Consider the following 25051-nt stretch of genomic DNA (forward strand, 5'->3'; position numbering starts at 1 on the left):
GCCGCCGCAGCATAGCATGGCTGCCAGCAGCGATCTATCCGCACGCTTTCGCACCCGAACGGTGCATCGATCGACTATGCTTTGCCCATGCACGCCGACCTGCCTCCATCCTGAAAGGTTGCCTGATGAGCCCGCCCGAACTGAAGCTGGACCCCGCCACCACTGCACTGGTCCTGATCGACCTGCAGAACGGCATCGTGGCAATGGATGTACATCCCCAGCCGGCGCAAGTAGTTGTGGCGCGCGCCAGGACGCTGGCAGACGCATTCCGTGCCGCCCAGGCGCCAGTGGTACTGGTGACGGTTGGCAATGCGGCGGATGGCAAGGACATGCTGGCGCCCCGGCTCGATACCCCGCCCGTTGCGGCCAACCGCGGCGCGGACTGGTCCGAGGTGGTGGCTGAACTGGGCGCCCAGCCGTCCGACCTGCGCATCATGAAACGCCAGTGGGGCGCCTTCTATGGCACCGACCTTGACCTGCAGTTGCGCCGGCGCGGCATCCAGACCATCGTCCTGGCGGGCATCTCGACCAATATCGGCGTGGAATCCACCGCGCGCGACGCTTTCGAACGCGGCTACCACCAGGTGTTCGTCACAGACGCCATGGCATCGCCGTCGGTGCAAGCGCATGACAGCACATTGACCTTCACGTTCCCGCGCATCGGACGGCTGCGGACCACCGACGCCGTGGTCCGGGCGCTAGGCTAAGCGCAGCGTTCCCCGGACGAACGGCGCTTCACTCGATCTTGATGTTTGCTTCGCGAATCAACGTGCCGAACCTGGCTTTCTCCTGCCTGATGTATGCGGCAAAGTCGCCCGGCTGAGAGGCCACTACGGTAAATCCGTGCTCCCCGAGCGCCTTCGTCGCACGCTCTGATTTCAACGCCTTGGCAACCTCACGCTGAATACGCTGCGTCAAGTCGGCCGGCATGTTCGCCGGCGCCCAAAGCCCGTACCAGGAGACCATTTCGAACCCGGTCAATCCGCATTCGGCAACGGTCGGCACGTCTGGCAGGCTGGCGAGGCGGTTTGCGCCAGTTACCGCGAGAGGTTTCAGCTTGCCGCTCTTCACATGCGGTAGCGTGGAAGGCAGTGCATCCACCATCGCGCTAACATGGCCGCCCATCACCTCCGTCAGCGCGGGAGCCGTCCCCTTGTAGGGCACGATCATGAACTGTAGCTTTCCGGCGTGCTTGATGGCCTCCTCGGCAAGATGGCTGGCGGAGCCGATCGCCGAGGTCCCGAACGCGTAACGGGTGGGGTCTCGCCGCAGTACCGCCATGAATTCCTTGAAGTCCCTCGCAGGCACGCTGGGATGAGCGGTGACCAGCATCGGAACACTTCCCAGTTGCGTGATCGCGGTGAAGTCCTTCTCCACATCGTATGGCCTGGTGGCCATCAGCATCGGCGTTGCCACGAACGTTGAGGCCTGGATCAGCAGCGTATAGCCGTCCGGCGCGGCGGTGGCTACGATCTTGCTGCCCAATGTGCCGTTGCCACCCGGGCGGTTGTCGACGATAAATGGCTGCTTGAGGTCTTCGCTCAGCCGTTGTGCCACGACCCGCGCAACAGCATCAACCGTTCCGCCCGCGGGGTATGGAACCACGATCCTGACGGCTCGGTCGGGATACGGCTGCCCGAACGCAACAGGGGCGGCGATACTCAGGCTTGCGCCCAGCACAAGCTTTGCGATGCGCTTCATTCACGTCTCCTGGATAGATGTTCTGGTCGGGTCAGAAAGTGTGCTTGACGCCAAGCATCGCACCGAACTGGTTGCTACCCGGTGCCGGCGTGGTGGTTCCAGCGCTGCCGCCACTGCTGACCGACAGGGCGGATTGACCGCGGTTATCGATGAATCCGCCAGTCACATAGGCTGAGGTTCGCTTCGAGAATGCGTATGTACCGCGCACGGCTGCAAGCCAGGCCTTGTTGGCGCTGTTGCGGAATCCCAGGTAGTAGACCTGCCCGGCGAGGTTGAACGCCGGTGTCACGTCATAGGCAACGCCTGCGTAGTACAACTGGCTGTGCGACGTGGGACTGCCCTCGTTGTTTCGGAAGGTGCCACCGATGCCAATCTTGGCGTCGCCCAGCAGCATGTATCCGCCAAAATGGAGGCGATCGTCCTTGAGGCTGCTGCTCGTCAGGCCGGCCGCCGCCCCCGCGCCACCACGCAATGAATCATAGGCCGTGGCAACGCCCCATTTGCTCGCGTCATAGCGCAGCATGACCGACCATTCCCGACACGCCTGCTTGTCTGCCGGATTCTCGCCCGCACAGTTGGTACCTGCCGGGTTCTGCCCGGCGTTGACGGTGTCGCGCCCCAGGCTATAGGTGGCGCCAACGGTCAGCCCGCCGAAGACTCCCTTGTAGGCAATCGCATTGTCGGCGCGGGCATTGGGACGATAGCTGTCGAGCGAGTTTGCCCCATAGATATTGGGCCCGAGAATGTCTGAATCCAGCGTCGACCAGAACGTCATGGTCCACTGCCGCCCGAATGAGATCTGGCCCCACTGGTTACTGCTCAAGCCAACGAAGGCCTGCCGGCCAAACAGTCGGCCACCCTGGTTCGACGTACCCGAATCCGGCGCGAAGCCAGATTCCAGTACAAAGACCGATTTCAGCCCGCCGCCCAGATCCTCCGAGCCTCGCAGGCCCCAGCGGGACGGCACCGTTGCCGTGAGGCTTGGCATGCGCACCACGCTGTTCCGGCTTGCACCGATACCGTTGACGAACTCGACACCCGTATCAATGACGCCATAGAGCGTGACGGATTGCGCCGCTGCGACCAAGGGCGTTGCGCAAAGCAGGCATGCAGCCCAGTTCCTGGATTTCATTTTGTCTCCACACAGTTTCTTTTTTTGATCGAGGCTTGCCTGATCTACGGAGAGATCTCTTCCAGTGCACGGTTGGTCGTTTCAATCATGCGACTGGCTGCAACGAGGCCAACCACGCTGGCACAGGCAAACATCAGGAACACGGTGGCAATGCCCTGCCGGGTCAGTACAAGGCCGACGATGGCTGGTGCACTTGCCGACGCCGCGCGGAGCCAGGACGTCGCCAGACCGGTGCCGATGGCACGGATACGGGTTGGATAAATTTCCGGCGTGTAGAGGTACAGCAGCACCGTTGCCGAGCCCATCACGGCGTAGGCTGTCGATGCCAGCGCCATGACGGTCCATGGGCTGCCGGTGCCGAACAGGCCAAGGACTGTCAGCAATGCGCCTCCGACGACAAAGCAACCAATGGCCCAACGCCTGCGGCCAACCCTGTCTACAAGCAACGCGCAGACCAGTACCGCACAAGTGCTCAGGACATTGGAAAGCGATGCCATGTGCAGCGATTCCTGCAGCGGCAGGTTGTAGACGGTCTTGTAGAGGCTTGGCAGCCAGTTGTTGATGCCGTTGGCAATGAAATACGAGCTTGCCCACAGTACCCAGACCACCAGCGTACGGCCACGGTAGAACGACGAGAACAGCTCGCGCCAGTCGCCCTTCTTCTGCGAACGCATGCCTTCCTCAAGCACTGCCACACGCCCCGCGATTTCGGCCTGGTTCCTTGCAGCGTCCAGATGACGCGCAGGGGTGCTGGCCTCGATGCTGGCTATGACACGTTCGGCGTCATCGAAGCGGCCCTTGCCGATAAGCCAGCGGGGTGACTCCGGCAGTCGCATGATCAGCAGCGCGACGAGGATGCCCGGGATACCGCCGACGAGGAACATGTATTCCCACCCGAATCGCGGTACCAGGAAGGCGCCCAACTGCGCAGCCAGCAGCAGGCCGATCGGGAAGATCAGTTCGTAGAGGAGAAAGAAACGTCCGCGACCATGAGCCTGTGAAAGCTCGTTGATATAGGTCGCCGCGACCGGAACCTCGCCCCCCACGCCAATGCCCTGGATGAACCGGCACATGAAGAGCATCTGGAAGCTGCCCGTGAACGCGCAGGCGACGCTCATTACCGACATCAGCCCCACGGTGACGGATGCGCTGGGCACCCGTCCGATGCGTTCGGCGAGCCATCCAAAAAACAGCGCGCCCAGCACCTGGCCAAGGTAGCCGGCGGCAATCAGCACACCAATCTCGGCGGGAGACAGATGCCAGAGGCCAACCAGCACAGGCAAGATGAACGCGAGCGAGAGGGCGTCGAACGCATCGAACAGCGTCGCGCTGCCCATGACGATGCGCGCCTTGGTGTGCCAGCGGCTGAACGGTACGTTTTCGATGCGGAACAATAGGTTGGCAGCCCGACGCCGGTTCTCGGCGACGTCATTGCCGGCGGTTGCGCCGCAGTCGCGGCTGCACATGGTGGCGACCGTCGAGGTGTCCATGCTGTCTCCAGATTCTTGCGGGCCCGCGGTTGTACCGTCGCCCTTTTATTTTTTTAGTTGCCTATGACGGCGTTGCCCGCCATGCGGGAGGGTGTCTCCCCTCCCGCATTCACGACATCAGTCGACCAGGCCGGCAGCGCGCATGGCGTTGGCAATGTCGATCTCGGCGCCCGGCTCCAGCGGCAGCAGCGGCGAACGAACGGTGGCGTGCTCCAGGATGCCGCGCGCGACCAGTGCGTGCTTGAGCGCGACGGTCCCTTCCATATGCGAACCGCGGTGGTACACGTTCTTCGTCACCGGCAGCAGTTGGTCGTGCAGTGCACGGGCACGCGGGTAGTCCTTGGCCTTGCCGGCCTTGATCAGTTCGATCAGCAGTTCGGGGGCGATATTGCCGTATCCGACCAGTGCGCCATCGACGTCGAACATGGTGTGCAGCAGGTATTCGTCATGGCAGGTCAGGATCTGCAGGTCCGGGTTTTCCTTGCGGATGACAGGAATTTCGGTGTCCCAGCGACGCATGTTGCGCACACCGTTTTTCATGGCAAACACGCCCGGCTGCGCGGCAATTTCAAGCTGCGTTTCCAGGTTGTAGGTTGCCTTGGTGGCATCCGGGTACTGGAACAGGATCAGCGGCAGGCCGCTTTCTTCGTAGATGGCGCGATAGCGGTCCTGCGGTGCGCCCTTCTGGTAGCCAAAGCGCAACCAGCCGTGCGACGGGTAGACCAGGCCAGCGGACGCACCGGCCTTGACGGCGCGCTGTGCTTCGGCGGCCGCCACCTGTGTGCCTTCCAGGGTGATGCCCGCGATGACGGGAATCTTGCCGTCGACGGACTTTACAAAGCTCTCGATGACGGCAGCCTGTTCATCTTGCGACAGGAACGTGCCTTCGCCAGCATGGCCCAGCACTACCAGGCCCTTTACTCCGTCAAAGCCACCCAGCCACGAACCAAGCCGCTGGATGGCTGCGTGGTCGACCGCGCCATCGCGGGTGAACGGGGTAACGGGAGCGGGCACGAGGCCACGGAGGTCGATGTTTTTCATGTCACTTCCTATAGCGGTATGGAGATCACCCGGCGTGCGGAGGTGCCCGCCCGGAGAGCCCGTCGCTGCTTTTGTCTCCACACAGCGACGTGCATGCGAGGCAGTGTAGAAATCACCGAGTCATACCGGAAGTGTCTATCTGGCTATTTCAGATATACTGATCTCGCATATCACATAGAGCTGCGCAAACCCGGAGTGGCTGATGAATTACGCGACCTGGAAGCTATTCACAGATGCCGCGGACCTTGGCAGTTTGAGCAAGGTCGCCCAGGCATATGGAACAAGTCAGCCTCACATCAGCCGGCAATTGAACGAGCTGGAGCAGGAATGCGGAGGCCGCCTGTTTCAACGCACGGGTCGCGGTGTCGTGCTGACGGAGTTGGGGCTGCGCATCGCACCGAAGGTGCGGGCCTGGCTGGCCAGCACCGAGCAATTGGTCAACGACATCCATACCACCGCAGGCAAACCGATTGGCACCGTTCGCATTGGCATCCTGCCCTCCACTGCGCACCCGCTCGTCAGCACCCTGTATTACCGGCTGAAAGAGCGGTATCCGCTGGTCCAGCTCAGCGTCCGCGAGGGACAAGGCGCGCAACTGGAAAACTGGCTGGAAAGCGGCCACGTGGACCTGGCCATCCTGTTCCGGCATAGCCCGGTGCCGAAACATGGCGATGTCTATCTGGTGGAGACCGCGACTTACCTGGTAGGCGCCGTTGGGGACAAGATCACTGCCAATCCGACGGTACAGTTCTCCGCGCTCCACAATCTGCCATTGGTCAGTTTCTGCCGGCCCAACAGCTGGCGCGATCGTCTTGACCAGATGGCGCTGGAGCACGGTGTCACATTGAACGTGGCGATGGAAGCCGACTCTCTCAGCCTGCAAACCCATATCGCGGCCGATGGCGGCATGTACGCGTTGCTGGGACCCTACGCAATCGCCAACGCCGGACGCGACTGCAAGCTCCAGGCTTCCAAGATCATCAATCCGATGGTGAACCGCCATATTGCGCTGGCCATGTCGCGTCATGGCGAGCTCACACTGGCTTGCCGCACGGTCATGCAGGTAGTCCGCGAGGTTGCGCAATTCGGGGGATCGGACCCCACTGGCCGCGGCATCGAAGTCTCTACATAGCACCCGGCCGCTCGAAATATCTAAGATCGCGGGCAAAAAGGTTTCACTTCCAGCACTTTCAGGAAGATGGAAGATGAGGATTTCGCATGTCTGGACGATGGGCAAGCTACAGACCCCAGGCACTTCCAACCTCTTTGAGACATCCGCGAGCCGGCCATGCATATGCGCATTCTTGGTGTTCGAGCAGCCCTCGTGGCTATCCCGGCGTTGTTCAGTCTCACGACGCCGGCCCGTGCCGAAGACTCGGCGGATCTGGCCAAGAAGCTCAGCAATCCGGTGGCCGCACTGATCAGCGTGCCGCTCCAGTTCAACTATGACCGTGGCATCGGCCCGGTCCATGACGGTGACCGGCTGACGATGAACTTCCAGCCAGTTGTGCCAATCACGTTGAACCAGGACTGGAACGTGATTTCGCGCACCATCGTCCCGCTTACGTACCAGTCTTCGATCACGCCTGGCTCCGGTTCCCAGACCGGGCTTGGCGATACGCTGCAGAGCCTGTTCTTTTCACCGAGGGAGCCTTCAGCCGGGGGCCTGATCTGGGGCGTTGGCCCAGCCCTGCTGTTGCCAACCGGAACCGAAAACCAACTCAGTGGCCGCAAATGGGGGCTCGGCCCCACCGCGGTTGGCCTGGTGCAGCACGGCCCTTGGACGTATGGCGCGTTGGGCAACCATATCTGGTCCGTGGCTGGCGACAATGGCCGCCCCGCCGTGAGCAGCACCTTCCTGCAGCCGTTTGTCGCGTACACCACGCCAACCGCGTGGACCTACACGCTCAATACCGAGTCGACCTATGACTGGAAGAACTCGCAATGGAGCGTGCCGATCCACGCCGGTTTCAGCAAGCTGGTCAAGATCGGTCAGCGCCCGGTCAGTTTCGGGCTGTTTGCCACCTATTGGGCCGACGGGCCCAATTCCGGTCCCCATGGCTGGGGCGGCCGGGCGGTCGTGACGTTGCTGTTCCCGAAATGATCTGTTGGTTCAGTGCGTGAGGAAGTCGAGCACCATCCGGTTGAACGTGTCGGCGTGCTCCCATTGCGCCCAGTGCCCACAGCGATTGAACACATGGAGTTGGGCATCCGGAATACCGGCGATCAGCCGCAGGCCGACATCCATCGGCACGAAGCGGTCGTCGCGGCCCCAGATCACGAGCGTGGGTGCCGCAATCTCGCCGAGGCGCGGGCCATAGTCGGTGAACTGCTTCGGATTCGCCGCGAGGCTCTTCACGAAGTTGTCGAGGTGGTCGCGCCGCGCGAGCATATTGTCCAGCCTTGCCTGCATCAGGTCATCGGTCAGGGAGCTCGGGTCGTACACAAACACGTTCATCATGCGTTTGAGGTTGTCGATGGTCGGCTCGCGATAGAGCCCATTGAGTAGCTTGATCCCCTCGGTTGGCATCGGCACGAACTGGCTCGGGCCGCCGGTACCTCCGCCCATCAGCACGAGCTTGCCGACCCGCTGCGGATTGGCGAGCGCGAATGCCACTGCACTGTGGCCACCCATCGAATTGCCAACCAGATGCGCACGCTCGATATCGAGTGCGTCAAGCACGGCCTTGAGCACGCGCGCATTGAGCTCCGAACGCGATCCCGTGTTCACCACGGGATCGCTCTTGCTCCAGCCCGGGCAATCCACAAGCAGTACCCGGTAGCCCGCGGCCACGAGTGGCTCGATATTGCGGTTGAAGTTGGCCCAGCCGCTGGCACCCGGTCCGGAGCCATGCAGCATGACCACGGTCTCCGCGCCCGTGCCTGCGTCGTTGTAGTGAATGCGATAGGACGTCTCGCCGTCCTTGACGGTCACGAAGTGGCTGGTCGATGCTTCGGTGATGGCTTGTACGGTGGTTTCCATGTCGTGGTTCCTTGCTATGGGTTGGGATCAGGCGCCATGCCGGCCGGTCAGGGCTGGCGCCGGTTTCTGGGGAGCGAACGCGCCAACGACCGTCAGTGCTGCGCCGGCAGCGACTACGATCAGCGGAATGCTGGCAATGACGAGAATCGACGGGCTTTGGCCAAGCGCGAACAACTGGCCCGCGACGAGCGGTCCGAGAATCGAGCCGAGTCGCCCAATGGCGACAGCCGCGCCAACACCGGTGCCACGCACGGCCGTCGGGTAGGCCTGGCCGGCCAGCGCATAGAGCACCGACTGCCCGCCGACGAGGAACAGCCCGCAAAGGAACGCGCCGCACGCCATCGACACACCACCGCCTGCGCTGGCGAGCGCGCCGAGCGCTACGCCAATGCCGACGTACATGCCGATCACGGTAAGGTGACGGCTGATGCGGTCCATCAGGGTCGCGATCGCGACCGCGCCAATGCCGCCGCCGATGTTGAACATCATCATCGCCACGCCGGCCTCGACGCGGCTCAGTCCGTTGGACAACACCATCGACGGCAGCCAGTTCATCAGGAAATACAGCACCACCAAGGTTCCGAGATAGCTGATCCAGAGCGCCAGCGTGGTGCGGGTACGGCCGTCGCGCCAGAGCGCATCGGTAAATCCGTGCCGGGCCGCTTTGGCCTGCACGCCCGCGCGTGCCGAGACGAACTGCGCCGACTCGCGCAGGCACAGGCCGAGCAGCGGCAACGTCAGCAACGGCCCGAACCCGCCCACATGGAAGATATGACGCCAGCCCTCGTCGCCGGGGCTGATGATGCCGATCGCGGCCGCCAGCGCGGCACCAAACGGCATGCCGCAGTACATCGCGCCGACTGCCGTATTGCGATGCCGCGGCGACGCTGCCTCCGAGCACAGCGCGATCAGGTTTGGCATTGCTGCGCCGAGCCCGAGGCCGGTCAGGAAGCGTGCGGCCAGCAGTGACTCGAAGTTCCAGACCAGCGTGGTCGCCAGCGAGAACACGCCGAACAACGCCACCGAGAGCATCAGTACGCGCTTGCGGCCGAGCTGGTCGGCAAGCCGGCCGCCAAGTGCGGCGCCGGGCAGCAGGCCGATCGCGCCCGCGCTGAACGCCCAGCCCATCTGCGCCACCGACAGCGAGAACTCCTTCGCGATCCGTGGGGCGGCAACACCGGCCGATTGCAGGTCGAGCCCCTCGAGCAGTGCAATGACAAGGCACAGGCCGATCGTGGTCAGGTTCCCGTGCGCGGCAGCTTCACCGCCGTTGCCGGGTCGTGGCGTGTTGTTCATGGTTTGTCTCCGGATGATGGATGTAGCGCCGCTCTTGGTGGCGACGTCATGGGTGCGGGCGGCGCGTACCGCCCCGGTTGTTACTGGCGGGCTTCGGCCGCGCGCCTGGACAGATCCAGTGCAACGTCGACGATCATGTCTTCCTGGCCGCCTACCATGCGGCGCTTGCCCAGTTCGACAAGAATGTCCACGGTCTTGAGGCCGTACTTCTGCGCGGCTACTTCCGAATGGCGCAGGAAGCTTGAGTAGACGCCGGCATAACCGAGCGCCAGCGTTTCGCGGTCCACGCGCACCGGCCGGTCCTGCAGCGGACGCACGATGTCGTCGGCCGCATCCATCAGCGTGTACAGGTCGGTGCCGTGATGCCAGCCCAGGCGCTCGGCGGCGGCAATGAATACTTCAAGTGGCGCGTTACCCGCGCCGGCGCCCATGCCGGCCAGCGATGCATCGATACGGTCGCAACCCTCCTCGACCGCGGCAATGGAATTGGCAACGCCAAGCGACAGGTTGTGGTGCGCATGCATGCCGGTCTGGGTTGCCGGGTCAAGCACGGCCTTGAGCGCGCGGAACCGGTCACGGACTTCGTTCATGGTCAGTGCGCCACCCGAATCCACCACATAGATGCAGGTGGCCCCGTAGCTTTCCATCTTCCTGGCCTCGATGGCCAGGTTCTCCGGCGTGGTCATGTGGCTCATCATCAGGAAGCCCACGGTATCCATGCCGAGTTCGCGCGCATACTCGATGTGCTGCTTCGAGATATCGGCCTCGGTGCAATGCGTGGCCACACGCACCACGCGCGCGCCGGCATCGTAGGCGGCCCTCAGGTCGTGTGTGGTGCCGATGCCGGGCAGCAGCAGCGTGGCGATCTTCGCGTGCTCGATAACATCGGCTACCGCGGCAATCCATTCGATATCGCTATGCGCACCGAAGCCGTAGTTGAAGCTGGACCCCTGCAGGCCATCGCCATGGGCCACCTCGATACTGTCGACCTTGGCCCGGTCAAGCGCGCGTGCGATGTCCTGTACGTTGCGCAACGAGTACTGGTGGCGCACCGCATGGCTGCCATCGCGCAGCGTCACGTCGGAGATATAGAGTTTCTTGGTAGGCTGGTTCATGCGCAGGCTCCTTCCGTGATGGCATTGGCGTCCAGCATGGCCTGCGCCATGCGTTCGGCCGTGGCAAGGGCGGCCGAGGTCATGATGTCGAGGTTGCCCGCATAGGCAGGCAGGTAATGGGCGGCACCCTCCACTTCGATAAACACCGAAGTCTTCAAGCCGGTGAAGCGCCCCAGGCCAGGCACATTGAGCGGCGCGCTGACCGGGATCTCGTCGAACTGCACGGTCTGCTTGAGACGGTAGCCCGGTACGTATGCCTGTACGGCCTGCACGGTCTCCTCGATCGAGGCTTCGATCTTGTCGCGCGCGGCCAATTCGGAAAGCGTGTAAACCGTGTCGCGCATCATGACCGGCGGCTCGGCCGGGTTCAGCACGATGATGGCCTTGCCCTTTGCTGCGCCACCAACGACCTCGATCGCTTTCGATGTGGTCTCTGTGAACTCGTCGATATTGGCGCGGGTACCCGGGCCGGCCGACTTGCTGCTGATCGATGCGACGATCTCGGCGTAGTGCACCCTGGCCACGCGTGACACGGCCGCGACGATGGGGATCGTGGCCTGCCCGCCGCAGGTGACCATATTGACGTTCGGCGCATTCAGGTGCGTTGCGAGATTGACCACGGGCACACAGTAGGGGCCGATTGCAGCGGGCGTGAGGTCGATCATGCGCAGGCCCGGCTTGAGCTTGCGCAGCAGTGCATCGTTCCTGATATGCGCGCCGGCCGAGGTGGCGTCGAACACAAAGTCGATATCGTCGAATACCGGCAGGCGCGTAAGCCCTTCGGCGCCTTCATGCGTGGTGGCGATACCGAGCCGCGCCGCACGCGCGAGCCCGTCGGAGGCCGGATCGATGCCGACCATCGCCGCGATTTCCAGATGCCGGCCGTGGCGCAGGATCTTGATCATCAGGTCCGTGCCGATATTGCCGGAGCCAATAATCGCTGCCTTGAGTTTTTCGGAAGCCATGTGATATCCCTGTTATGCGGCAAACGTCGCGCGTACGCTGCCCAGACCTTCAATTTCGGCGACATAGGCGCCGGGCTCGGTGACCGCGACCATCGGGCCCAAGGCGCCGGTCAGCACGACATCGCCTGCCCGCAGCGGTGTGCCAAGCTGGACCATGCGGTTGGCCAGCCAGACGGCTGCATTAAGCGGATTGCCAAGGCATGCCGCACCATTGCCACGCGACAACACCTCGCCATCGCGCGACAGGGTCATCGCGCACGCAGTCAGGTCGAGCGCGCCAAGCGGAACGGGACGGCTACCGAGCACGAACAGTGCGCTCGATGCGTTGTCGGCCACGGTATCGACGAAGCGGATGTCCCAGTTGGCAATGCGGCTGTCGACAACTTCAATCGCGGCGAGCGCATAGGCGGTAGCGCTCACGACGTCGGCGAATGTGTGTTGTTCGTGCGTGAGATCACGGTCGAGCACCAGGGCGATCTCTGCCTCGACCTTCGGCTGGATCAGGCGAGACAACGGAATGGACTGGCCGTCGCAATACGCCATGTTCGCAAACAGTGCGCCGAAATCGGGCTGGTCGACGCCGAGTTGTTTTTGCACCGCAAGCGACGTGAGTCCGATCTTGCGGCCGACCAGGCGTTCACCATTGGCCACGCGCGCATCGACGTTGATCTGCTGGACCGCGTAGGCGGTGGCCAAATCGTCCAGGGCAATATCGCCGCGGACAGGGGCGATCGTCTCTCGCGCGCTCTCGGCCGCGCGTAGCCGTGCGGCAATGGCGGTGATCGCGCTAGTGACGCTAGTGGCGCTATTGGCGGTGTTCGGTTCGGTCATCGGATGGCTCCTTCAGGAATTCAGGCGGTCGTGCCTGGCGCGTGGCCCGGTACGGCGTGCATGGTGGCGAAGCCCGCGATCCATTCGGGAATCGGGCGGTAGTAATCAATCGACGCGTGGTACGGACCACAGGTCCGCAGCGCGGCAAATGCAGCGACCCACGCACGGATCTCGTGTGCCGACTTGCCGCCGTCACGGGAGATCGCGTCGTTGCTCATCTCATCGAACGCAGCCAGCTCGCCCGAGGCGAGTTGCGCGAGAAACGCGCGGTCCCATTCGGGGTTGAGTGGATGCAGTCGGCTGTCGCCGCTGACGAATGCCTGCGCGGCCGCGACGGTGCGCGCCTGGCGTGCCATGCGCGATTCCGCCGACGGATTGCGTCCAGCGATCAGACGTTCGGCCACTTCGGCGCTCGCGCCAATGAGTTCGGGCACCGGCGGTTCGTGCGAGATACCGCCCGAACCCGCCACGAGCACGCGCTTGCCGGTGCCGGAGACAAAGCGGCCCACGGCCTCGCCGAGCAGCCGCGCACGGCGCAGCGTGGCCATCGGCGGCGCAACCGAATTGATGAAGATTGGCACCACCGGATAGCGGTCGAGCGCGCCGGTCAGCGCCTCGAGCGCATCGGCGAAGCCGTGGTCGACCTGCATCCGGCAAGACAGCGCTACGTCGATCTCGGCCGCCAGCACGCTTTCGGCGAGCGCATGCGCGATGTCGGCAGGCACGGGTAATGGGCCGGCAAGGCTGTGGAAATCCCCGATCGCCGTGGCCGCGGCGCCAATACAGAACGGCGGCATCATGTCGTAGAAGAAGCCGTTGAAGTGGTCGGGCGCAAACAGCACGATCAACTCCGGATCAAAGGCGCGGACGCGCTCGCGTGCGGCGTCGCGAACGCGTTCGACCTCGGCCACGATCTCCGGGGCAGGGTCGACATAGCCGTGCAATGGCGTGTGCGACAGACATTCCAGATGCATCGGCATGTTCAGGCTCCTGCGGATTGTGTGAGTTCGATGGGGCCGCGCGCCGGTTGACGCAGCGGCTCACGGGCAGGAGTGCTCGCGCGCGGCGCCGGGAGGTCCATGCCAAGCTTGCCAGCCAGGGCGACGAGTTCATCCGAGACCTGCTGCGGCGTGCACACCCCGGCAACGAAGCGATCGGGGCGCAGCAGCACCACCGATTCGGGCAGGCGGCCAAACCACTCCTTGAGGCGGCCGGTGGCATCGCCGATCGCGATCACGCCTTCGGGCACATCGTCGCGATGGCGCAGTTGCACATCGGGCTTGGCGATCACGAAGCGCACCCCGGCCTGCTCGGCGAGCGCGCGGGCTTGCGCGGTAAGGCCGAAGGTCGGGTCCGCACCCCAGCCGATCACGGCAAAGCCATTGCCAATCGCATCGTCGAGCAACGTCAGGCGGTCGTCGGCAGTGCGCACGCGTGGCTGGATAAACAGACGGCCAACCGGCGACGTGGCATGTGGGTCGCGACCGTAAGCCAGGCGGCCGAGCAGCGAGTCGCGCTTCTGGCTCATCAGCCCCAACAGTCGGCCCGGTGCCGAGTTGCCCGAACGCTCGAGCATGCGGGCGAGCCATCTGCCCGCATTGCGCGGCGGCGGCAGCAGCACGACGCCCTCCTCGTAGCGCGGCATCGGCTTGAAACGCATCTCGACGAAGTAGCGGCGCACCGAGGGCAGCACGTTGAAGCTGCGCACGAATGCGTCGCGGAAGCGCGCGCCGAAGCGCGTGGTCGGCGCGAAGATGTCGCCGGCCACTTCGGACAGATGGATCATCGCGCGCGCATGGGCGCGGCGCTCGACGGTATAACTGTCGAGCAGGCTCGGGCCAGCCTGGCCCTTGGCAACCATCGCCAGCTTCCAGCCCAGGTTGTTGGCGTCGCGGATACCGCTGTTGTAGCCTTGGCCCTGCCATACGGGCATGATGTGGGCCGCGTCGCCGGCCAGCAGCACGCGATCGACACGGAAGGTACCTGCAAGCCGCGCGTTGTGCGTGTAGACGCGGCTACGGATGTATTCGACCTTGTCGGGGTCGGCCACCACCTTGCGGATCAGCGCGGCCATGCTCTCCGGCTTCGACAGCTCCTGCTCGGTCTCTCCCGGCATCACCATGAACTCGAAGCGGCGAATGCCATGCGGCAGTGCGGCCGACACATACGGGCGCTCGTGATCACAGTGCATGTAGATGTGTGGCGAGCCCACGGGATCGTTGCGCACGTCGACGACGATCCACTGGTTGGGCTTGGTGCGGCCTTCGAACGGTACGTTCAGCGTACGGCGCACCACGCTGTTGCCGCCGTCAGCGGCCACCAGATAGCCGGCGCGGATCGTGCGTGCGTTGCCGGCAGCATCGCGCGCCGCGATGGTGACGCCCGTGCCATCCTGCGCAAACGATTCGATCGCATGGCCGAACAGCACCTTGACGTGTTCGAACCGTTGCAGCCCTTCGTAGAGCACACGGTCAGCAAGCGGCTGGATAAACGCGTTACGGCGCGACCAGCCGAACTCGTCGGTGCGCGGCTCGATCGAGGCGAAGCAGAAGCCGTCTCGTGTCACAAAGCGCATCCAGTGATCGGGGGTCGTGTGCGGCAGCAACGCATCGACCAGCCCCACGGCCTGGAACACGCGCAGCGCCTCGTCATCGAGTCCGATCGCACGTGGATAGTCGATCAGTTGGTCGAGCTTCTCGACGATCGTGACCCGGACACCCTGAAGGCCGAGGATATTGGCGATCATCAGTCCGACCGGGCCGGCGCCGATGATGGCAACGTCGGTGTCGAGGCTGGAACAACTCCCGGTCGTAGATGCCGGATTGGCCGTGATAGTAGGCATAGGTCTCCTTCTGGCAAGGGGCGAACGCACCCCCGCGCCACGCTCATGCTGGCGTTAAGTCGGTGAAGCGGAATGTCGGCAGCGAGGAACCGCTACCGGCGGAGGCCGGAACTAACCGGCGCGGGACTGAGGCAGGGCGGGCATCGAGGGTGTCTCCGTTGGCTTTGTGGTTTTGAAGAGAGTCTATGTACCGATTGACGCGGCCTCAAACTATTCTCCAAAATGTGCAAGGAGTGCACATCGTTGATTTATAAGGATTTTTGTGACCAAGTACGCAAATGTGCGGGCACTGTCGCGCGGACTCGTGGTTCTGCGCGCGTTGAACGCGATGGAGAACGGCACGGCGACCAGCCAGCAGCTCAGCGAACTGACCGGCCTGCACCGGACCACGGTGCGCCGTTTGCTCGAAACCCTGGTCGAAGAAAAATTCGTGCGGCGTAGCGCGTCGGACGACACGTTCCGGCTGACGCTCGCCGTGCGTTCGCTGAGCGAAGGCTTTACCGATGACGAGCGCATTGCAACGATCGCGCCGCCGATCATGGGGCAGTTGATGCAGCGTGTGGTCTGGCCGTCCGACCTCACCACGCCCGATGGCGACGCGATGATCATTCGCGAAACCACGCATCGGTTCAGCCCGCTATCGTTCCATCGCGCAATGGTGGGCCGCCGGCTACCGATGTTGCTGACCGCCGCAGGGCGCGCGTACTTTGCGATGTGTCCCGATGCGGAGCGCGAGGACATTCTCGATGTGCTACGCGCGGGTGCCGGTGGCGAGCAGCAACGCAAGCTCGCGCAGGACGATGCCTACATCCGCAATCTCGTGCGGCAGACGCGTGCGGAAGGGTTCGGATCGAACCAGGGCGACTGGGAGGACCAACGCAAGATCGGCGCGGTGGCCGTCGCGATTCCATTCGGCGGGCGCGTCCTGGCGAGTCTCAACGTGATCTACCTGCGGCAAGCGATCGCTTCCGCCGAAGCAACACGTCGCTTCGTACCGGAACTGCAGCGTGCCGCGCAGGAAATGGTCGACGCCCTTTCGGTTGAGTCTTAGGCGGCGGAAGCAGCGCGACCGGCGAAATAGTCCATCACGAACGCGCGGAAACGCTCGACCGTCTTGCTTTGGGGTGCCTCGCTCCAGGCCAGATGCGTGTCGGCATATCCATCGTCGGTCCAGACCGGACGGAAGATGACATCACGCATGCCCAGCTCCCGGGCTGACGCCGGGACAATGGCGATACCAAGATTGCCGCGCACCAGGGCAACGATCGTATGGGTCTGGTCGATCGACTGAACGAAGTTGACCCGCACGCCAGCCGAGTTCAAAAGGCCCGAGATCCGGTCGTGGAAGTATTTGCCGCCGTCCGGTGAATACATCACGAGCGGTTCGTCCTGCAGGTCGTTCGCGGCAATTGAAGGCTGCGCCGCCAGCCGATGGCTGGCATGCATCGCCAGCATCAGCGGTTCGCGCGCGAGGTGGTGGAACACCACGCCTTTGGTGCCGAACTGCGAGCGCATGATGCCGAGGTCGATCTCGCGCGTCTCCAGCGCCTTGAGTTGGTAGATCGACACCATCTCCTTCAGTACGACCCGGACGCCCGGCAGTGCCACGCTGGCCGAAGCCAGGAGCTCGGGGACCAGCTGGTAGCCCGAGACGCCCGTGAAGCCAAGCGTTACCTGGCCGGCGTCGCCACGGGCGACGCGCCGCGCCGAGTCGGCCGCGTGGTCCGACAGCCGCAGGATCCGCACCGCGTCGTCGTAGTAGACGCGCCCCGCCTCGGTAAGCCGCACGCTCCGGCTGTGCCGGTCGAACAGCACGAGGCCCAGCACCTCTTCCAGTTGCTGGATTTGCCGGCTAAGCGGCGGTTGAGTCATGAACAAACGCGCAGCAGCCCTGCCGAAGTGCAGTTCCTCAGCCACCGCGACGAAGCAACGCAGGTGATTCAGCTCGACAATCATTTCAATTTAGGTATTGATCGATGCGGAATATAGCTTAGACCTTTATTGATCGCATCCCTATACTCACTTTCAGTTTTGTCATGCCCAGTCTGCCGAGCAGCCTGGTCGGCACGAGGTTCAGGGCATGAACGCTGTCGAAGGAACGTATATGTCTGCTGAAGTTCTCCTGATCAACCCTGTTATCCCCGCGCTGGACCGCGCGCTCACCGAGCGCTACACGGTTCATCGCTACTACGCCCAGACCGACAAGCCGGGGTTTCTCCGCCAGATCGGCGGCGGTGTCCGCGGCGTCGTGACCGGCGGCGCGTCGGGCATCAGCAATGAGGTGATGGCAGATTTGCCCGAGCTTGGCATTGTCGCGATCAACGGCATCGGCACGGACGCCGTAGACCTGGCCTATGCGCGCTCGCGCGGCATTCATGTGTCGACCACCCCGGGTGTACTGACCGACGACGTCGCCGATCTGGCCATGGGCCTGCTGCTGTCCGTCTGCCGCGAACTGTGCGTGGGCGACCGCTACGTCCGTGACGGCAGGTGGGGCAAGGACAACCTGCCGCTGGCACGGAAGGTCAGCGACATGCGGGTTGGCATCGTTGGTCTGGGCCGCGTCGGACGCGCCATCGCCACGCGGGCGGCGGCTTTCAACTGCGCCATCAGCTATACCGACATGCGCGCCATGAGCGATGTACCGTATCGCTACGTCGCGGACCTGCGCGAGCTTGCCAGCGACAGCGATGCGCTGATCCTCGCCGCTTCGGCCGACAACGCGGAAGGCCTTGTGAATACGGAAATCCTCGACGCCCTGGGCCCCGATGGATACCTGATCAACGTTGCACGCGGCAGGCTCGTGAATGAGCCGGACCTCGTGCAAGCGCTGCTTGAAAAGCGCATCGCCGGTGCCGGCCTCGACGTCTTCGTCGACGAACCCAACGTGCCGGCTGAACTGCTGTCGTTGCCCAACGTCGTGCTGCAACCGCACCGGGCCAGCGCCACGCTCCAGACCCGCGAGGCAATGGCCGCGATCGTACTCGAAAGCCTGGCAGCGAGCTTCGCGGGCCACAGGCCGCAGACGAGCGTCACGCCTTAAAGCACGTGCGCGCCTGCGCGCAGGTGCAGGGGCGTCGAGCGCGACGCCCCCCATTCCGACAAGACATCCCGAAACCAGGGAGGAGACACAATGAACGCGTTCGATATGGCAACGCGGGCGGAGCCCGTTGCCAAGACCAAGGTGGGCCATTTCCGGTTCTACATTCTTGGCCTGATCTTCCTCGTCACCGTCCTCAATTACGCCGACCGGGCCACGCTGTCGATTGCCGGCACCTTCGTGGCGAAGGACCTCAAGCTCAGCCCATCCGAACTCGGCATCGTGTTCTCGGCGTTCGGCTGGGCCTACGCGATCGGACAGATTCCCGGCGGCTGGCTGCTTGACCGCTTCGGCGCCAAGATCGTGTATGGCGTAAGCATTGTCCTGTGGTCGCTGTTCACGTTCAGCCAGGGCACGGTGTCACTGTTCGGCAGCGCCTCGTCGGCCATTGCCGCATTGTTCGTGATGCGGTTCATGCTGGGCCTGGTGGAGTCACCCGCGTTTCCCGGCAACGCGCGCATTGTCGCGATGTGGTTTCCTACCGCCGAACGCGGTACGGCCAGCGCGCTGTTCAACTCCGCGCAGTATCTCGCGGTGGTTGTCTTTACTCCGCTGATGGCCTGGCTGACACATGTACTGAGCTGGCACTACGTGTTCTTCTTCATGGGCGGCCTCGGCTTGCTCGCGGCCTGTGTATGGTTTGCCACGATGGGCGCACCGAAGACCCATCCGCGCATGAGCCGTGCCGAACTGGACTACGTGGCGGCCAATGGCGCGCTGGTGAGCCTGGATGCCGGCACGGGCAGCACCCGTCGGCACTTCACCAGGCGTGAGGTTGCATCGCTGTTCACCAGCCGCATGCTGTGGGCCACCTATATCGGCCAGTACTGCATTACGGCGCTCACGTACTTCTTCATTACCTGGTTCCCGATCTACCTGGTCCAGGCCCGCGGCATGAATATCGTGACCGTCGGGCTGGTTGCGGCCCTGCCGGCCATCTGCGGCTTCAGCGGCGGCATCCTGGGCGGCGCGCTCTCGGACTACCTGATTGCCAAAGGCCACGCGCCGTCGTTTGCCCGCAAGACGCCGTTCATGATCGGCATGGCACTCGCCACGGTCGTGATGGCCGCGCCGTGGGCCACCACCGACACGGCAGTCGTCGCCATCATGTCGCTGGCGTTCTTCGGCAAGGGCCTTGGTGCGGTGGGATGGGCAGTGCTTGGCGATGTAGCGCCGCGCGAAATGACCGGCCTGAGCGGCGGCGTGTTCAACGGCATTGGCAACGTTGCGGGCATTGTCACGCCAATCGTGATCGGCTATGTGGTCGCCACCACCGGGTCGTTCGACCGCGCACTATGGTTCGTCGGCGCCCACGGCCTGGTCGCAATCCTCGCCTATGGCCTGCTTGCCGGAAAGTTCAAACGCATCGAGCTGAACGCATAAATTCACCGCCACCAACTACCAGACCAAAGGAGACACCATGACCACACTGACTTCCAGGATTCGCCGCACGCTGCTGCTGTCCACGATGCTCGTTGCAACGTCCCCGGCACTGTATGCGCAGACCACCGAGGCCCAGCAGCTTGCCACGGCCAACGAACATCTGCGCGCGGCCATGCTTGCGCCCGATGCGGCCAAGCTCGATCCGCTGCTTCACGACCACCTGACCTATGGCCACTCGTCGGCCAAGATCGATACCAAGGCCAGCCTGGTCAACGCGCTGCTTACCGGCACCTCGAAGTTCACGCGCATCGACCTGTCGGACCAGAAGATCGACGTGGTGGGCAAGGTTGCCACCGTGCGTTACGTGTTCGATGCCGACACGCATCCCGCAGGCAAGCCGGCCACGCCGGTTCACCTGCAGGTCCTTTCGGTATGGGTGCAGGAGCCGGCCGGCTGGAAGATGATTGCCCGCCAAGCGGTCAATCAACCGCGCTGACCCAACCACGTAGCTGCTTCCACTTTTACTCCCTCCAGATCCAGATCATGCTGACTTCCGTTGATGCCCGTACCGGGGCCATCCTGCGCGAATTTGCGCCCACTACGCCAACCGCGGTCGACCAGGCCTGCGATGCCGCGCGCGATGCGTTCGCCTGCTGGCGGTCGACCACTGGCGCACAGCGCGCCGCCCTGCTGCGCGGCCTGGCCGTTGCGTTGGAAGGCGACCGCGAAGGTCTGGTGGCGATTGCCGACCAGGAATCCGCGCTGGGTCCCGTGCGGCTGAACGGCGAACTCGATCGCACCGCGTTTCAACTGCGTCGCTTTGCCGATATCGCCGAGCATGGCGTGCCGTTTGCCGTGGTCGATGATCCTGCCGTAGCCGGCGCACCGCCTGCGGGACACCCGGCGATGCAACTCTGGCAACAACCGCTCGGGCCCGTGGCAATGTTCTCGGCCAGCAACTTCCCGTTTGCGTTCTCGGTTCTCGGCGGGGATACGGCATCGGCACTCGCGGCGGGCTGCCCGGTCGTCGTCAAGGCACACACCGGCCACCTCCAACTTTCCAATCGGGTGATGGAACTGGTCGCTCGCGTGCTCGAAGCGCAGCAGTTGCCAAAGGGCCTGATCAGCATGGTGCAAGGTGGAGGCCGCGACGTTGGTGTCCGCCTGATTCGTCATCCGGCCATCGCAGCTGGTGCGTTCACCGGTTCGACTGCGGGCGGCTCGGCCCTGGCTAAGGAAGCCGCCAATCGGCCCCAGCCGATCCCGTTCTTCGGAGAGCTCGGCTCGGTCAATCCGGTCATTGCATTGCCCGCCGAACTGCAGGCCAATGGCGCCGCACTGGCCAGCACGCTGGGTGGCTCGATTGCGCTGGGCTGCGGACAATTCTGTACGAACCCGGGCGTTATCGTGCTGATCGACTATCTGTCGGGAACCGATACGCGGGCGATCAACGACGCCTTCGTTGCACAGCTCACGACGGCACTGCAGGCCCAGCAGCCGCATGCCATGCTGACACAGGGCATGCGCGAGGCATTCGACGCCGGTATCGAACATTGGGCGGCGGCCGGCGCGGTCATGTGCCTGCGCGAAACCGCGGCGGCGGGGGCGCCTCCACGTCCGGTGCTGGCCCAGGTCAGCGCGACCGACTTCGTCGCCAAACCCGCGCTGCGCGAAGAGGTCTTCGGCCCGTCAAGCCTGATCGTTCGTGCCGAAAGCCTGGCTCAGGCGCAACAGGTACTCGCAGCGGTGGGCGGTAGCCTGACCGTTACCGTGTGGGGTGCACAGCAACAGAACGATGATGTGTATGCGCTGGTGGCCGGTGCCATGGCCATCGCCGGCCGCGTTCTGTTTGCGGGCGTGCCTACCGGTGTGGCGGTTACGGCGGCCCAGCAGCATGGTGGCCCATGGCCGAGCAGCACGCGCCCCGAGAGCACCTCGGTTGGCGATGCCGCGCTCACGCGTTTCCTGCGGCCGGTCTGCCTGCAAGACGCTCCTGACTGGATCCTGCAGCGCAAGGGCCTGCCGTTCTGATATCGGCGGCACCACGTACCTCGTATCGTCCGTGCATGCCGGGCAGCACGCCCGGCATGCACGGACGTTGCGCTTATTTCGCGTTGGCGATCTCGTGATCGGCCAGCAGTTCCAGCGCACGAACCAGTGCGGAATGGTCGAGTTCTTCCAGTCCATTGGCGGCGCAGGCCTGCATCAGTTGTGCGGCCCCGGCGGTCTGCGGTAGCGACAGCCCTAGCTCGCGCGCGCCCTGCAAAGCAAGCCCGAGGTCTTTCTGATGCAGCTTGATCCGGAAGCCCGGCGCGAAGGTTCGCTTGATCATGCGTTCGCCGTGCACTTCGAGAATGCGGCTCGAAGCGAATCCGCCCATCAGCGCCTCACGCACTTTCGCGGGGTCCGCACCGGCCTTGGCGGCAAACAGCAGCGCTTCACCAACGGCGGCGATATTCAGCGCCACGATGATCTGGTTGGCAACCTTGGTGGTTTGCCCGTCGCCGTTGCCACCCACCAGCGTGATGTTCTTGCCCATCAGCTCCAGCAGCGGGCGGACCCGTTCGAACACGGCCGCATCGGCCCCGCACATGATGGTCAGCGACGCCGCCTTCGCACCGACTTCTCCACCCGAAACCGGGGCATCGACATAGTCCGCACCGAGTGCATTGATGCGCTGGGCAAACGCCTTGGTAGCCGTCGGCGAAATGGAACTCATGTCGACCACGACCTTGCGGCTGCCACCATCCAGCCCTTGTGCAATGCCGCCGTCGCCGAACAGGACGGCTTCCACGTCGGGCGTATCGGGAACCATGAGAAAAATCACTTCAGCCTGCCGTGCCACTTCGGCGGCATCCTTGCAGGCAATCGCCGAGCTCGACGCAATCTCGGGGCGCAGTTGACCGCGCGTCTTCACGTACAACTGATGCCCGGCGTTCGCCAGGTGCAGCGCCATTGGCGCGCCCATGATGCCAAGTCCAATAAAGCCAATATTCATGATGCAGTCCTCTACGAAAATCGGTGATGGTTGTGAAAGGTCGGCTCAGTAGCCGTTTGTCTTCGGCGTCTTCTGCGCTTCACCGCTGGCGCCACGCATGGTGTCTACCACCTGACGCGCGCCGGCAGCCATCAGCCGGGCATCCGAACTGACGGTGACAAACTGGAAGCCCTTTTCGATGCGGCGCAGTGCCGCTTCCGGGCTGCCGTTGTGAATACCCGCGACGACGCCATGCGCCTTGGCGCGCTCGAGTACGTGATCGATGGCCTGGGCGACTTCGGGATCGACATCGTCGAAGGTCGGCCGACAGCCGAGCGATAGCGAGAGATCGGACGGGCCGATGTAAACCGCATCAAGCCCCTCCACCGACAGGATCTCGTCAAGGTTATCGAGCGCCTGCGCGGTTTCGATCATGGCGAAGGCCACGATCGTTTCGTTGGCATGCTCGGGGTAATCCGCGCCGCCATACAGCAATGCGCGCACGGGACCGTAGCTCCGCATGCCGCGTGGCGCATAACTCGTATAGGACACCAGCTTCTGCGCATCTTCGCGACTGTTCACCATCGGGCAGATCACGCCGTACGCGCCCGCATCCAGCGTCTTCATCAGGATGCCAGGCTCGAGCCAGGGCACCCGCACGACCGGCGTGGTCTGCGTGGTCGAGATGGCCTGCAGCATCCGGACCATGGCCTGGTAGTCCACCACGCCATGCTGCATGTCGATGGTCAGCGTGTCCCACCCCTGGTGGGCCATGGTTTCCGCACTGAAGGTGTCCGGAATGGCCAGCCATCCGTTGACGGCGGCACGCCCGTCCGCCCATATGGCGCGCAAAGGATTACTACGCATGATGTGATGTCCCCTGTTATGAATGCGATCGTTATACGTTGTCGTACAACTATCGTTTTACTGTAGAAGTTCACGAGGCATGTCGCAACCTAGCGTTAACCCAATAAGCGTAGGAGTTCAGGTGCTGGCGCGCTCGACTATCGTGAAGCCGACGTCGATGATGCGCTCTTCAAGGGGCAAGCCCAGCGCCCTGCTGACGATACAGTGGGCTGCAAGTTCGCCAATGTGCGGTCCATCGATCCGCACCGACGTCAGCGCAGGTTCGAACTGGTCGGCGAAATTGAGATCGCCGAAACCAACCACGGCCAACTGCTTGGGCACATCGATACCCTGCGCGCGCGCCTCGATCAATACCCCGATCGCCAGCGCATCCGAGCTACAGAAGACCGCGTCCACATCGGGATGCTCGGCGAGCAATGCACGCAGCGTCTCGCGGCCATCCGCGAGCTTGGAAGGCGGTACGACAAAGCGCGCCGCCGGGTGCGGCAAGCCGAGTTCTTGCGCCGATTGCGCGAACGCCGACCAGCGACGTTTCGCTCGAACATCGTCCGCTCCGATCCATGCGAGCTTCCTGTGCCCCCGGCTGGCAAAGAAACGGCTGACCTCGCGGCCGACCGCTTCATGCGAGAAGCCAATCAGAACATCCAATGGCTCGGAGGTGAGGTCCCAGGTCTCGACGATGGGGATACCCGAGGCAATCAGCTTGCGCCGGCCTTCGTCGGTATGACCCACGCCGACCAGCACGATGCCATCCGGCCGTCGCGAGATGATGTCGGTAAGGAGTTTGTCTTCGCCCGCATCGCTATAGCCGCTCTGCCCCACGATAAGCTGGTAGCCGCGGCTGGCCAGTGCATTGGTCAGCGCTTCGATGGTGTCCAGGAAAATCGGCCCGGTCAGCGTCGGCAATACCGCGGCGATCAGTCTGCTGCGACTCGACCTCAGGGCCTTTGCCGCGCTGTTCGGGATGTACCCGGTACTCTCGATTGCAGCACGTACCTTGGCCACCGTGGCCGGCGGGATATTCTCCGGCGCATTCAACACACGCGATACCGTCATCGCTGACACGCCGGCAATACTTGCCACGTCCTTTAGCGTCACGTTAATACGCGGAGACAACGGTTCAACCGGGAGTTTTGTCATGCGGGTGCGGGGCATGCGGGCAATTGTACTGCACGCATATCCCGCCTTTCCTGAGCGTACTGCGCGTATCGAGCGTGTTACTGCGGTCCCAGCTTCTTGATCAGGGCGTCCAGCTTGGCCACTTCCTCTTCAGTGAGGTCGGTCAGCGGTGCGCGCACCGGACCTGCATCGTGGCCCACCAGCTTGGC

The 25051-nt window shown here is 63.7% G+C and carries 23 protein-coding genes and 1 pseudogene; 8 read left to right on the plus strand and 16 right to left on the minus strand.

Annotated features, from left to right (window positions below; all coding sequences use genetic code 11):
* The first annotated feature begins 125 nt into the window (after nucleotides 1-125).
* Complete coding sequence (locus ACO550_RS15525; RefSeq protein ID WP_315592434.1) at nucleotides 126-707, plus strand: hydrolase; 582 nt, start codon at nucleotides 126-128, stop codon at nucleotides 705-707.
* A gap of 28 nt (nucleotides 708-735) precedes the next feature.
* Here ACO550_RS15525 and ACO550_RS15530 read toward each other — a convergent pair whose 3' ends face one another.
* The 4 genes from ACO550_RS15530 to ACO550_RS15545 form a co-directional block, all read right to left on the minus strand.
* The gene (locus ACO550_RS15530; RefSeq protein ID WP_315592435.1) at nucleotides 736-1701 is read right to left on the minus strand and encodes a tripartite tricarboxylate transporter substrate-binding protein; all 966 of its coding nucleotides are present in this window, start codon (nucleotides 1699-1701) and stop codon (nucleotides 736-738) included.
* Between the two features lie 31 nt (nucleotides 1702-1732).
* Nucleotides 1733-2833, minus strand: a complete 1101-nt coding sequence (locus ACO550_RS15535) for a porin (protein ID WP_315592436.1) — start codon at nucleotides 2831-2833, stop codon at nucleotides 1733-1735.
* A 44-nt stretch (nucleotides 2834-2877) separates the two neighbouring features.
* A complete protein-coding gene (locus ACO550_RS15540; RefSeq protein ID WP_315592471.1) occupies nucleotides 2878-4299 on the minus strand; it encodes an MFS transporter in 1422 nt (473 codons plus the stop codon).
* A 141-nt stretch (nucleotides 4300-4440) separates the two neighbouring features.
* Nucleotides 4441-5364: a dihydrodipicolinate synthase family protein gene (locus ACO550_RS15545; protein ID WP_315592437.1), complete on the minus strand. Its 924-nt coding sequence runs from the start codon at nucleotides 5362-5364 to the stop codon at nucleotides 4441-4443.
* A 202-nt stretch (nucleotides 5365-5566) separates the two neighbouring features.
* Between ACO550_RS15545 and ACO550_RS15550 the strand changes: the two genes are divergently transcribed.
* Nucleotides 5567-6496: a LysR family transcriptional regulator gene (locus tag ACO550_RS15550; RefSeq protein ID WP_315592438.1), complete on the plus strand. Its 930-nt coding sequence runs from the start codon at nucleotides 5567-5569 to the stop codon at nucleotides 6494-6496.
* Nucleotides 6497-6652: 156 nt separating this feature from the next.
* Nucleotides 6653-7468: a transporter gene (locus ACO550_RS15555; protein WP_315592439.1), complete on the plus strand. Its 816-nt coding sequence runs from the start codon at nucleotides 6653-6655 to the stop codon at nucleotides 7466-7468.
* A 9-nt stretch (nucleotides 7469-7477) separates the two neighbouring features.
* Here ACO550_RS15555 and ACO550_RS15560 read toward each other — a convergent pair whose 3' ends face one another.
* The 7 genes from ACO550_RS15560 to ACO550_RS15590 form a co-directional block, all read right to left on the minus strand.
* Nucleotides 7478-8347 carry an alpha/beta fold hydrolase gene (locus ACO550_RS15560; RefSeq protein WP_315592440.1) on the minus strand — a complete coding sequence of 290 codons (870 nt, stop codon included), beginning with the start codon at nucleotides 8345-8347 and terminating at the stop codon, nucleotides 7478-7480.
* A 27-nt stretch (nucleotides 8348-8374) separates the two neighbouring features.
* A complete protein-coding gene (mhpT, locus tag ACO550_RS15565; RefSeq protein ID WP_315592441.1) occupies nucleotides 8375-9643 on the minus strand; it encodes a 3-(3-hydroxy-phenyl)propionate transporter MhpT in 1269 nt (422 codons plus the stop codon).
* An 80-nt stretch (nucleotides 9644-9723) separates the two neighbouring features.
* On the minus strand, nucleotides 9724-10758 hold the full coding sequence (dmpG, locus tag ACO550_RS15570; RefSeq protein ID WP_315592442.1) for a 4-hydroxy-2-oxovalerate aldolase: 1035 nt from the start codon (nucleotides 10756-10758) through the stop codon (nucleotides 9724-9726).
* The gene (locus tag ACO550_RS15575) at nucleotides 10755-11723 is read right to left on the minus strand and encodes an acetaldehyde dehydrogenase (acetylating) (RefSeq protein ID WP_315592443.1); all 969 of its coding nucleotides are present in this window, start codon (nucleotides 11721-11723) and stop codon (nucleotides 10755-10757) included. Before ACO550_RS15575 ends, dmpG begins: the two co-directional genes overlap by 4 nt.
* Before the next feature lie 12 nt (nucleotides 11724-11735).
* Nucleotides 11736-12554: a 2-keto-4-pentenoate hydratase gene (gene mhpD / locus ACO550_RS15580; protein ID WP_315592444.1), complete on the minus strand. Its 819-nt coding sequence runs from the start codon at nucleotides 12552-12554 to the stop codon at nucleotides 11736-11738.
* A 20-nt stretch (nucleotides 12555-12574) separates the two neighbouring features.
* Entirely contained in the window at nucleotides 12575-13534 is a 960-nt protein-coding gene (locus ACO550_RS15585; protein ID WP_315592445.1) for a 3-carboxyethylcatechol 2,3-dioxygenase, read from the minus strand.
* Nucleotides 13535-13536: 2 nt separating this feature from the next.
* Entirely contained in the window at nucleotides 13537-15396 is a 1860-nt protein-coding gene (locus ACO550_RS15590; RefSeq protein WP_315592446.1) for a bifunctional 3-(3-hydroxy-phenyl)propionate/3-hydroxycinnamic acid hydroxylase, read from the minus strand.
* A gap of 262 nt (nucleotides 15397-15658) precedes the next feature.
* On the opposite strand from ACO550_RS15590, the gene ACO550_RS15595 reads away from it, so the two are divergent.
* Nucleotides 15659-16447, plus strand: a complete 789-nt coding sequence (locus ACO550_RS15595; RefSeq protein WP_315592447.1) for a DNA-binding transcriptional regulator — start codon at nucleotides 15659-15661, stop codon at nucleotides 16445-16447.
* Here ACO550_RS15595 and ACO550_RS15600 read toward each other — a convergent pair.
* On the minus strand, nucleotides 16444-17352 hold the full coding sequence (locus tag ACO550_RS15600; RefSeq protein ID WP_315592448.1) for a LysR substrate-binding domain-containing protein: 909 nt from the start codon (nucleotides 17350-17352) through the stop codon (nucleotides 16444-16446). The genes ACO550_RS15595 and ACO550_RS15600 overlap by 4 nt on opposite strands.
* A 148-nt stretch (nucleotides 17353-17500) precedes the next feature.
* On the opposite strand from ACO550_RS15600, the gene ACO550_RS15605 reads away from it, so the two are divergent.
* The 4 genes from ACO550_RS15605 to ACO550_RS15620 all read left to right on the plus strand — a co-directional run bounded on the left by ACO550_RS15605 (nucleotide 17501) and on the right by ACO550_RS15620 (nucleotide 21910).
* Entirely contained in the window at nucleotides 17501-18439 is a 939-nt protein-coding gene (locus ACO550_RS15605) for an NAD(P)-dependent oxidoreductase (protein WP_315592449.1), read from the plus strand.
* 90 nt (nucleotides 18440-18529) lie between these two features.
* Nucleotides 18530-19879 (plus strand): D-galactonate transporter, encoded by a 1350-nt coding sequence (locus ACO550_RS15610; RefSeq protein WP_315592450.1) that lies wholly within the window; start codon nucleotides 18530-18532, stop codon nucleotides 19877-19879.
* 37 nt (nucleotides 19880-19916) lie between these two features.
* The gene (locus ACO550_RS15615) at nucleotides 19917-20375 is read left to right on the plus strand and encodes a DUF4440 domain-containing protein (RefSeq protein WP_315592451.1); all 459 of its coding nucleotides are present in this window, start codon (nucleotides 19917-19919) and stop codon (nucleotides 20373-20375) included.
* Nucleotides 20376-20422: 47 nt separating this feature from the next.
* Nucleotides 20423-21910: an aldehyde dehydrogenase family protein gene (locus tag ACO550_RS15620; RefSeq protein WP_315592452.1), complete on the plus strand. Its 1488-nt coding sequence runs from the start codon at nucleotides 20423-20425 to the stop codon at nucleotides 21908-21910.
* A 73-nt stretch (nucleotides 21911-21983) separates the two neighbouring features.
* On the opposite strand, the gene ACO550_RS15625 is transcribed toward ACO550_RS15620, so the two are convergent.
* The 4 genes and pseudogenes from ACO550_RS15625 to ACO550_RS15640 all read right to left on the minus strand — a co-directional run.
* A complete protein-coding gene (locus ACO550_RS15625; protein ID WP_315592453.1) occupies nucleotides 21984-22877 on the minus strand; it encodes a 2-hydroxy-3-oxopropionate reductase in 894 nt (297 codons plus the stop codon).
* A gap of 45 nt (nucleotides 22878-22922) precedes the next feature.
* Nucleotides 22923-23723 carry an HpcH/HpaI aldolase family protein gene (locus ACO550_RS15630; protein WP_315592454.1) on the minus strand — a complete coding sequence of 267 codons (801 nt, stop codon included), beginning with the start codon at nucleotides 23721-23723 and terminating at the stop codon, nucleotides 22923-22925.
* A gap of 117 nt (nucleotides 23724-23840) precedes the next feature.
* On the minus strand, nucleotides 23841-24863 hold the full coding sequence (locus ACO550_RS15635) for a substrate-binding domain-containing protein (RefSeq protein WP_315592455.1): 1023 nt from the start codon (nucleotides 24861-24863) through the stop codon (nucleotides 23841-23843).
* Nucleotides 24864-24940: 77 nt separating this feature from the next.
* Nucleotides 24941-25051 (minus strand): annotated as a pseudogene (locus ACO550_RS15640) (5-dehydro-4-deoxyglucarate dehydratase); the annotation flags it as partial.

It is taken from the genome of Cupriavidus sp., assembly GCF_057315035.1.

Excerpts from the sequence above, each read along its gene's own strand:
- ACO550_RS15525 (WP_315592434.1), top strand. The coding sequence starts at position 126 with ATGAGCCCGCCCGAACTGAAGCTGGACCCCGCCACCACTGCACTGGTC.
- ACO550_RS15530 (WP_315592435.1), bottom strand. The coding sequence starts at position 1,701 with ATGAAGCGCATCGCAAAGCTTGTGCTGGGCGCAAGCCTGAGTATCGCC.
- ACO550_RS15535 (WP_315592436.1), bottom strand. The coding sequence starts at position 2,833 with ATGAAATCCAGGAACTGGGCTGCATGCCTGCTTTGCGCAACGCCCTTG.
- ACO550_RS15540 (WP_315592471.1), bottom strand. The coding sequence starts at position 4,299 with ATGTGCAGCCGCGACTGCGGCGCAACCGCCGGCAATGACGTCGCCGAG.
- ACO550_RS15545 (WP_315592437.1), bottom strand. The coding sequence starts at position 5,364 with ATGAAAAACATCGACCTCCGTGGCCTCGTGCCCGCTCCCGTTACCCCG.
- ACO550_RS15550 (WP_315592438.1), top strand. The coding sequence starts at position 5,567 with ATGAATTACGCGACCTGGAAGCTATTCACAGATGCCGCGGACCTTGGC.
- ACO550_RS15555 (WP_315592439.1), top strand. The coding sequence starts at position 6,653 with ATGCATATGCGCATTCTTGGTGTTCGAGCAGCCCTCGTGGCTATCCCG.
- ACO550_RS15560 (WP_315592440.1), bottom strand. The coding sequence starts at position 8,347 with ATGGAAACCACCGTACAAGCCATCACCGAAGCATCGACCAGCCACTTC.
- mhpT (WP_315592441.1), bottom strand. The coding sequence starts at position 9,643 with ATGAACAACACGCCACGACCCGGCAACGGCGGTGAAGCTGCCGCGCAC.
- dmpG (WP_315592442.1), bottom strand. The coding sequence starts at position 10,758 with ATGAACCAGCCTACCAAGAAACTCTATATCTCCGACGTGACGCTGCGC.
- ACO550_RS15575 (WP_315592443.1), bottom strand. The coding sequence starts at position 11,723 with ATGGCTTCCGAAAAACTCAAGGCAGCGATTATTGGCTCCGGCAATATC.
- mhpD (WP_315592444.1), bottom strand. The coding sequence starts at position 12,554 with ATGACCGAACCGAACACCGCCAATAGCGCCACTAGCGTCACTAGCGCG.
- ACO550_RS15585 (WP_315592445.1), bottom strand. The coding sequence starts at position 13,534 with ATGCCGATGCATCTGGAATGTCTGTCGCACACGCCATTGCACGGCTAT.
- ACO550_RS15590 (WP_315592446.1), bottom strand. The coding sequence starts at position 15,396 with ATGCCTACTATCACGGCCAATCCGGCATCTACGACCGGGAGTTGTTCC.
- ACO550_RS15600 (WP_315592448.1), bottom strand. The coding sequence starts at position 17,352 with ATGATTGTCGAGCTGAATCACCTGCGTTGCTTCGTCGCGGTGGCTGAG.
- ACO550_RS15605 (WP_315592449.1), top strand. The coding sequence starts at position 17,501 with ATGTCTGCTGAAGTTCTCCTGATCAACCCTGTTATCCCCGCGCTGGAC.
- ACO550_RS15610 (WP_315592450.1), top strand. The coding sequence starts at position 18,530 with ATGAACGCGTTCGATATGGCAACGCGGGCGGAGCCCGTTGCCAAGACC.
- ACO550_RS15615 (WP_315592451.1), top strand. The coding sequence starts at position 19,917 with ATGACCACACTGACTTCCAGGATTCGCCGCACGCTGCTGCTGTCCACG.
- ACO550_RS15620 (WP_315592452.1), top strand. The coding sequence starts at position 20,423 with ATGCTGACTTCCGTTGATGCCCGTACCGGGGCCATCCTGCGCGAATTT.
- ACO550_RS15625 (WP_315592453.1), bottom strand. The coding sequence starts at position 22,877 with ATGAATATTGGCTTTATTGGACTTGGCATCATGGGCGCGCCAATGGCG.
- ACO550_RS15630 (WP_315592454.1), bottom strand. The coding sequence starts at position 23,723 with ATGCGTAGTAATCCTTTGCGCGCCATATGGGCGGACGGGCGTGCCGCC.
- ACO550_RS15635 (WP_315592455.1), bottom strand. The coding sequence starts at position 24,863 with ATGACAAAACTCCCGGTTGAACCGTTGTCTCCGCGTATTAACGTGACG.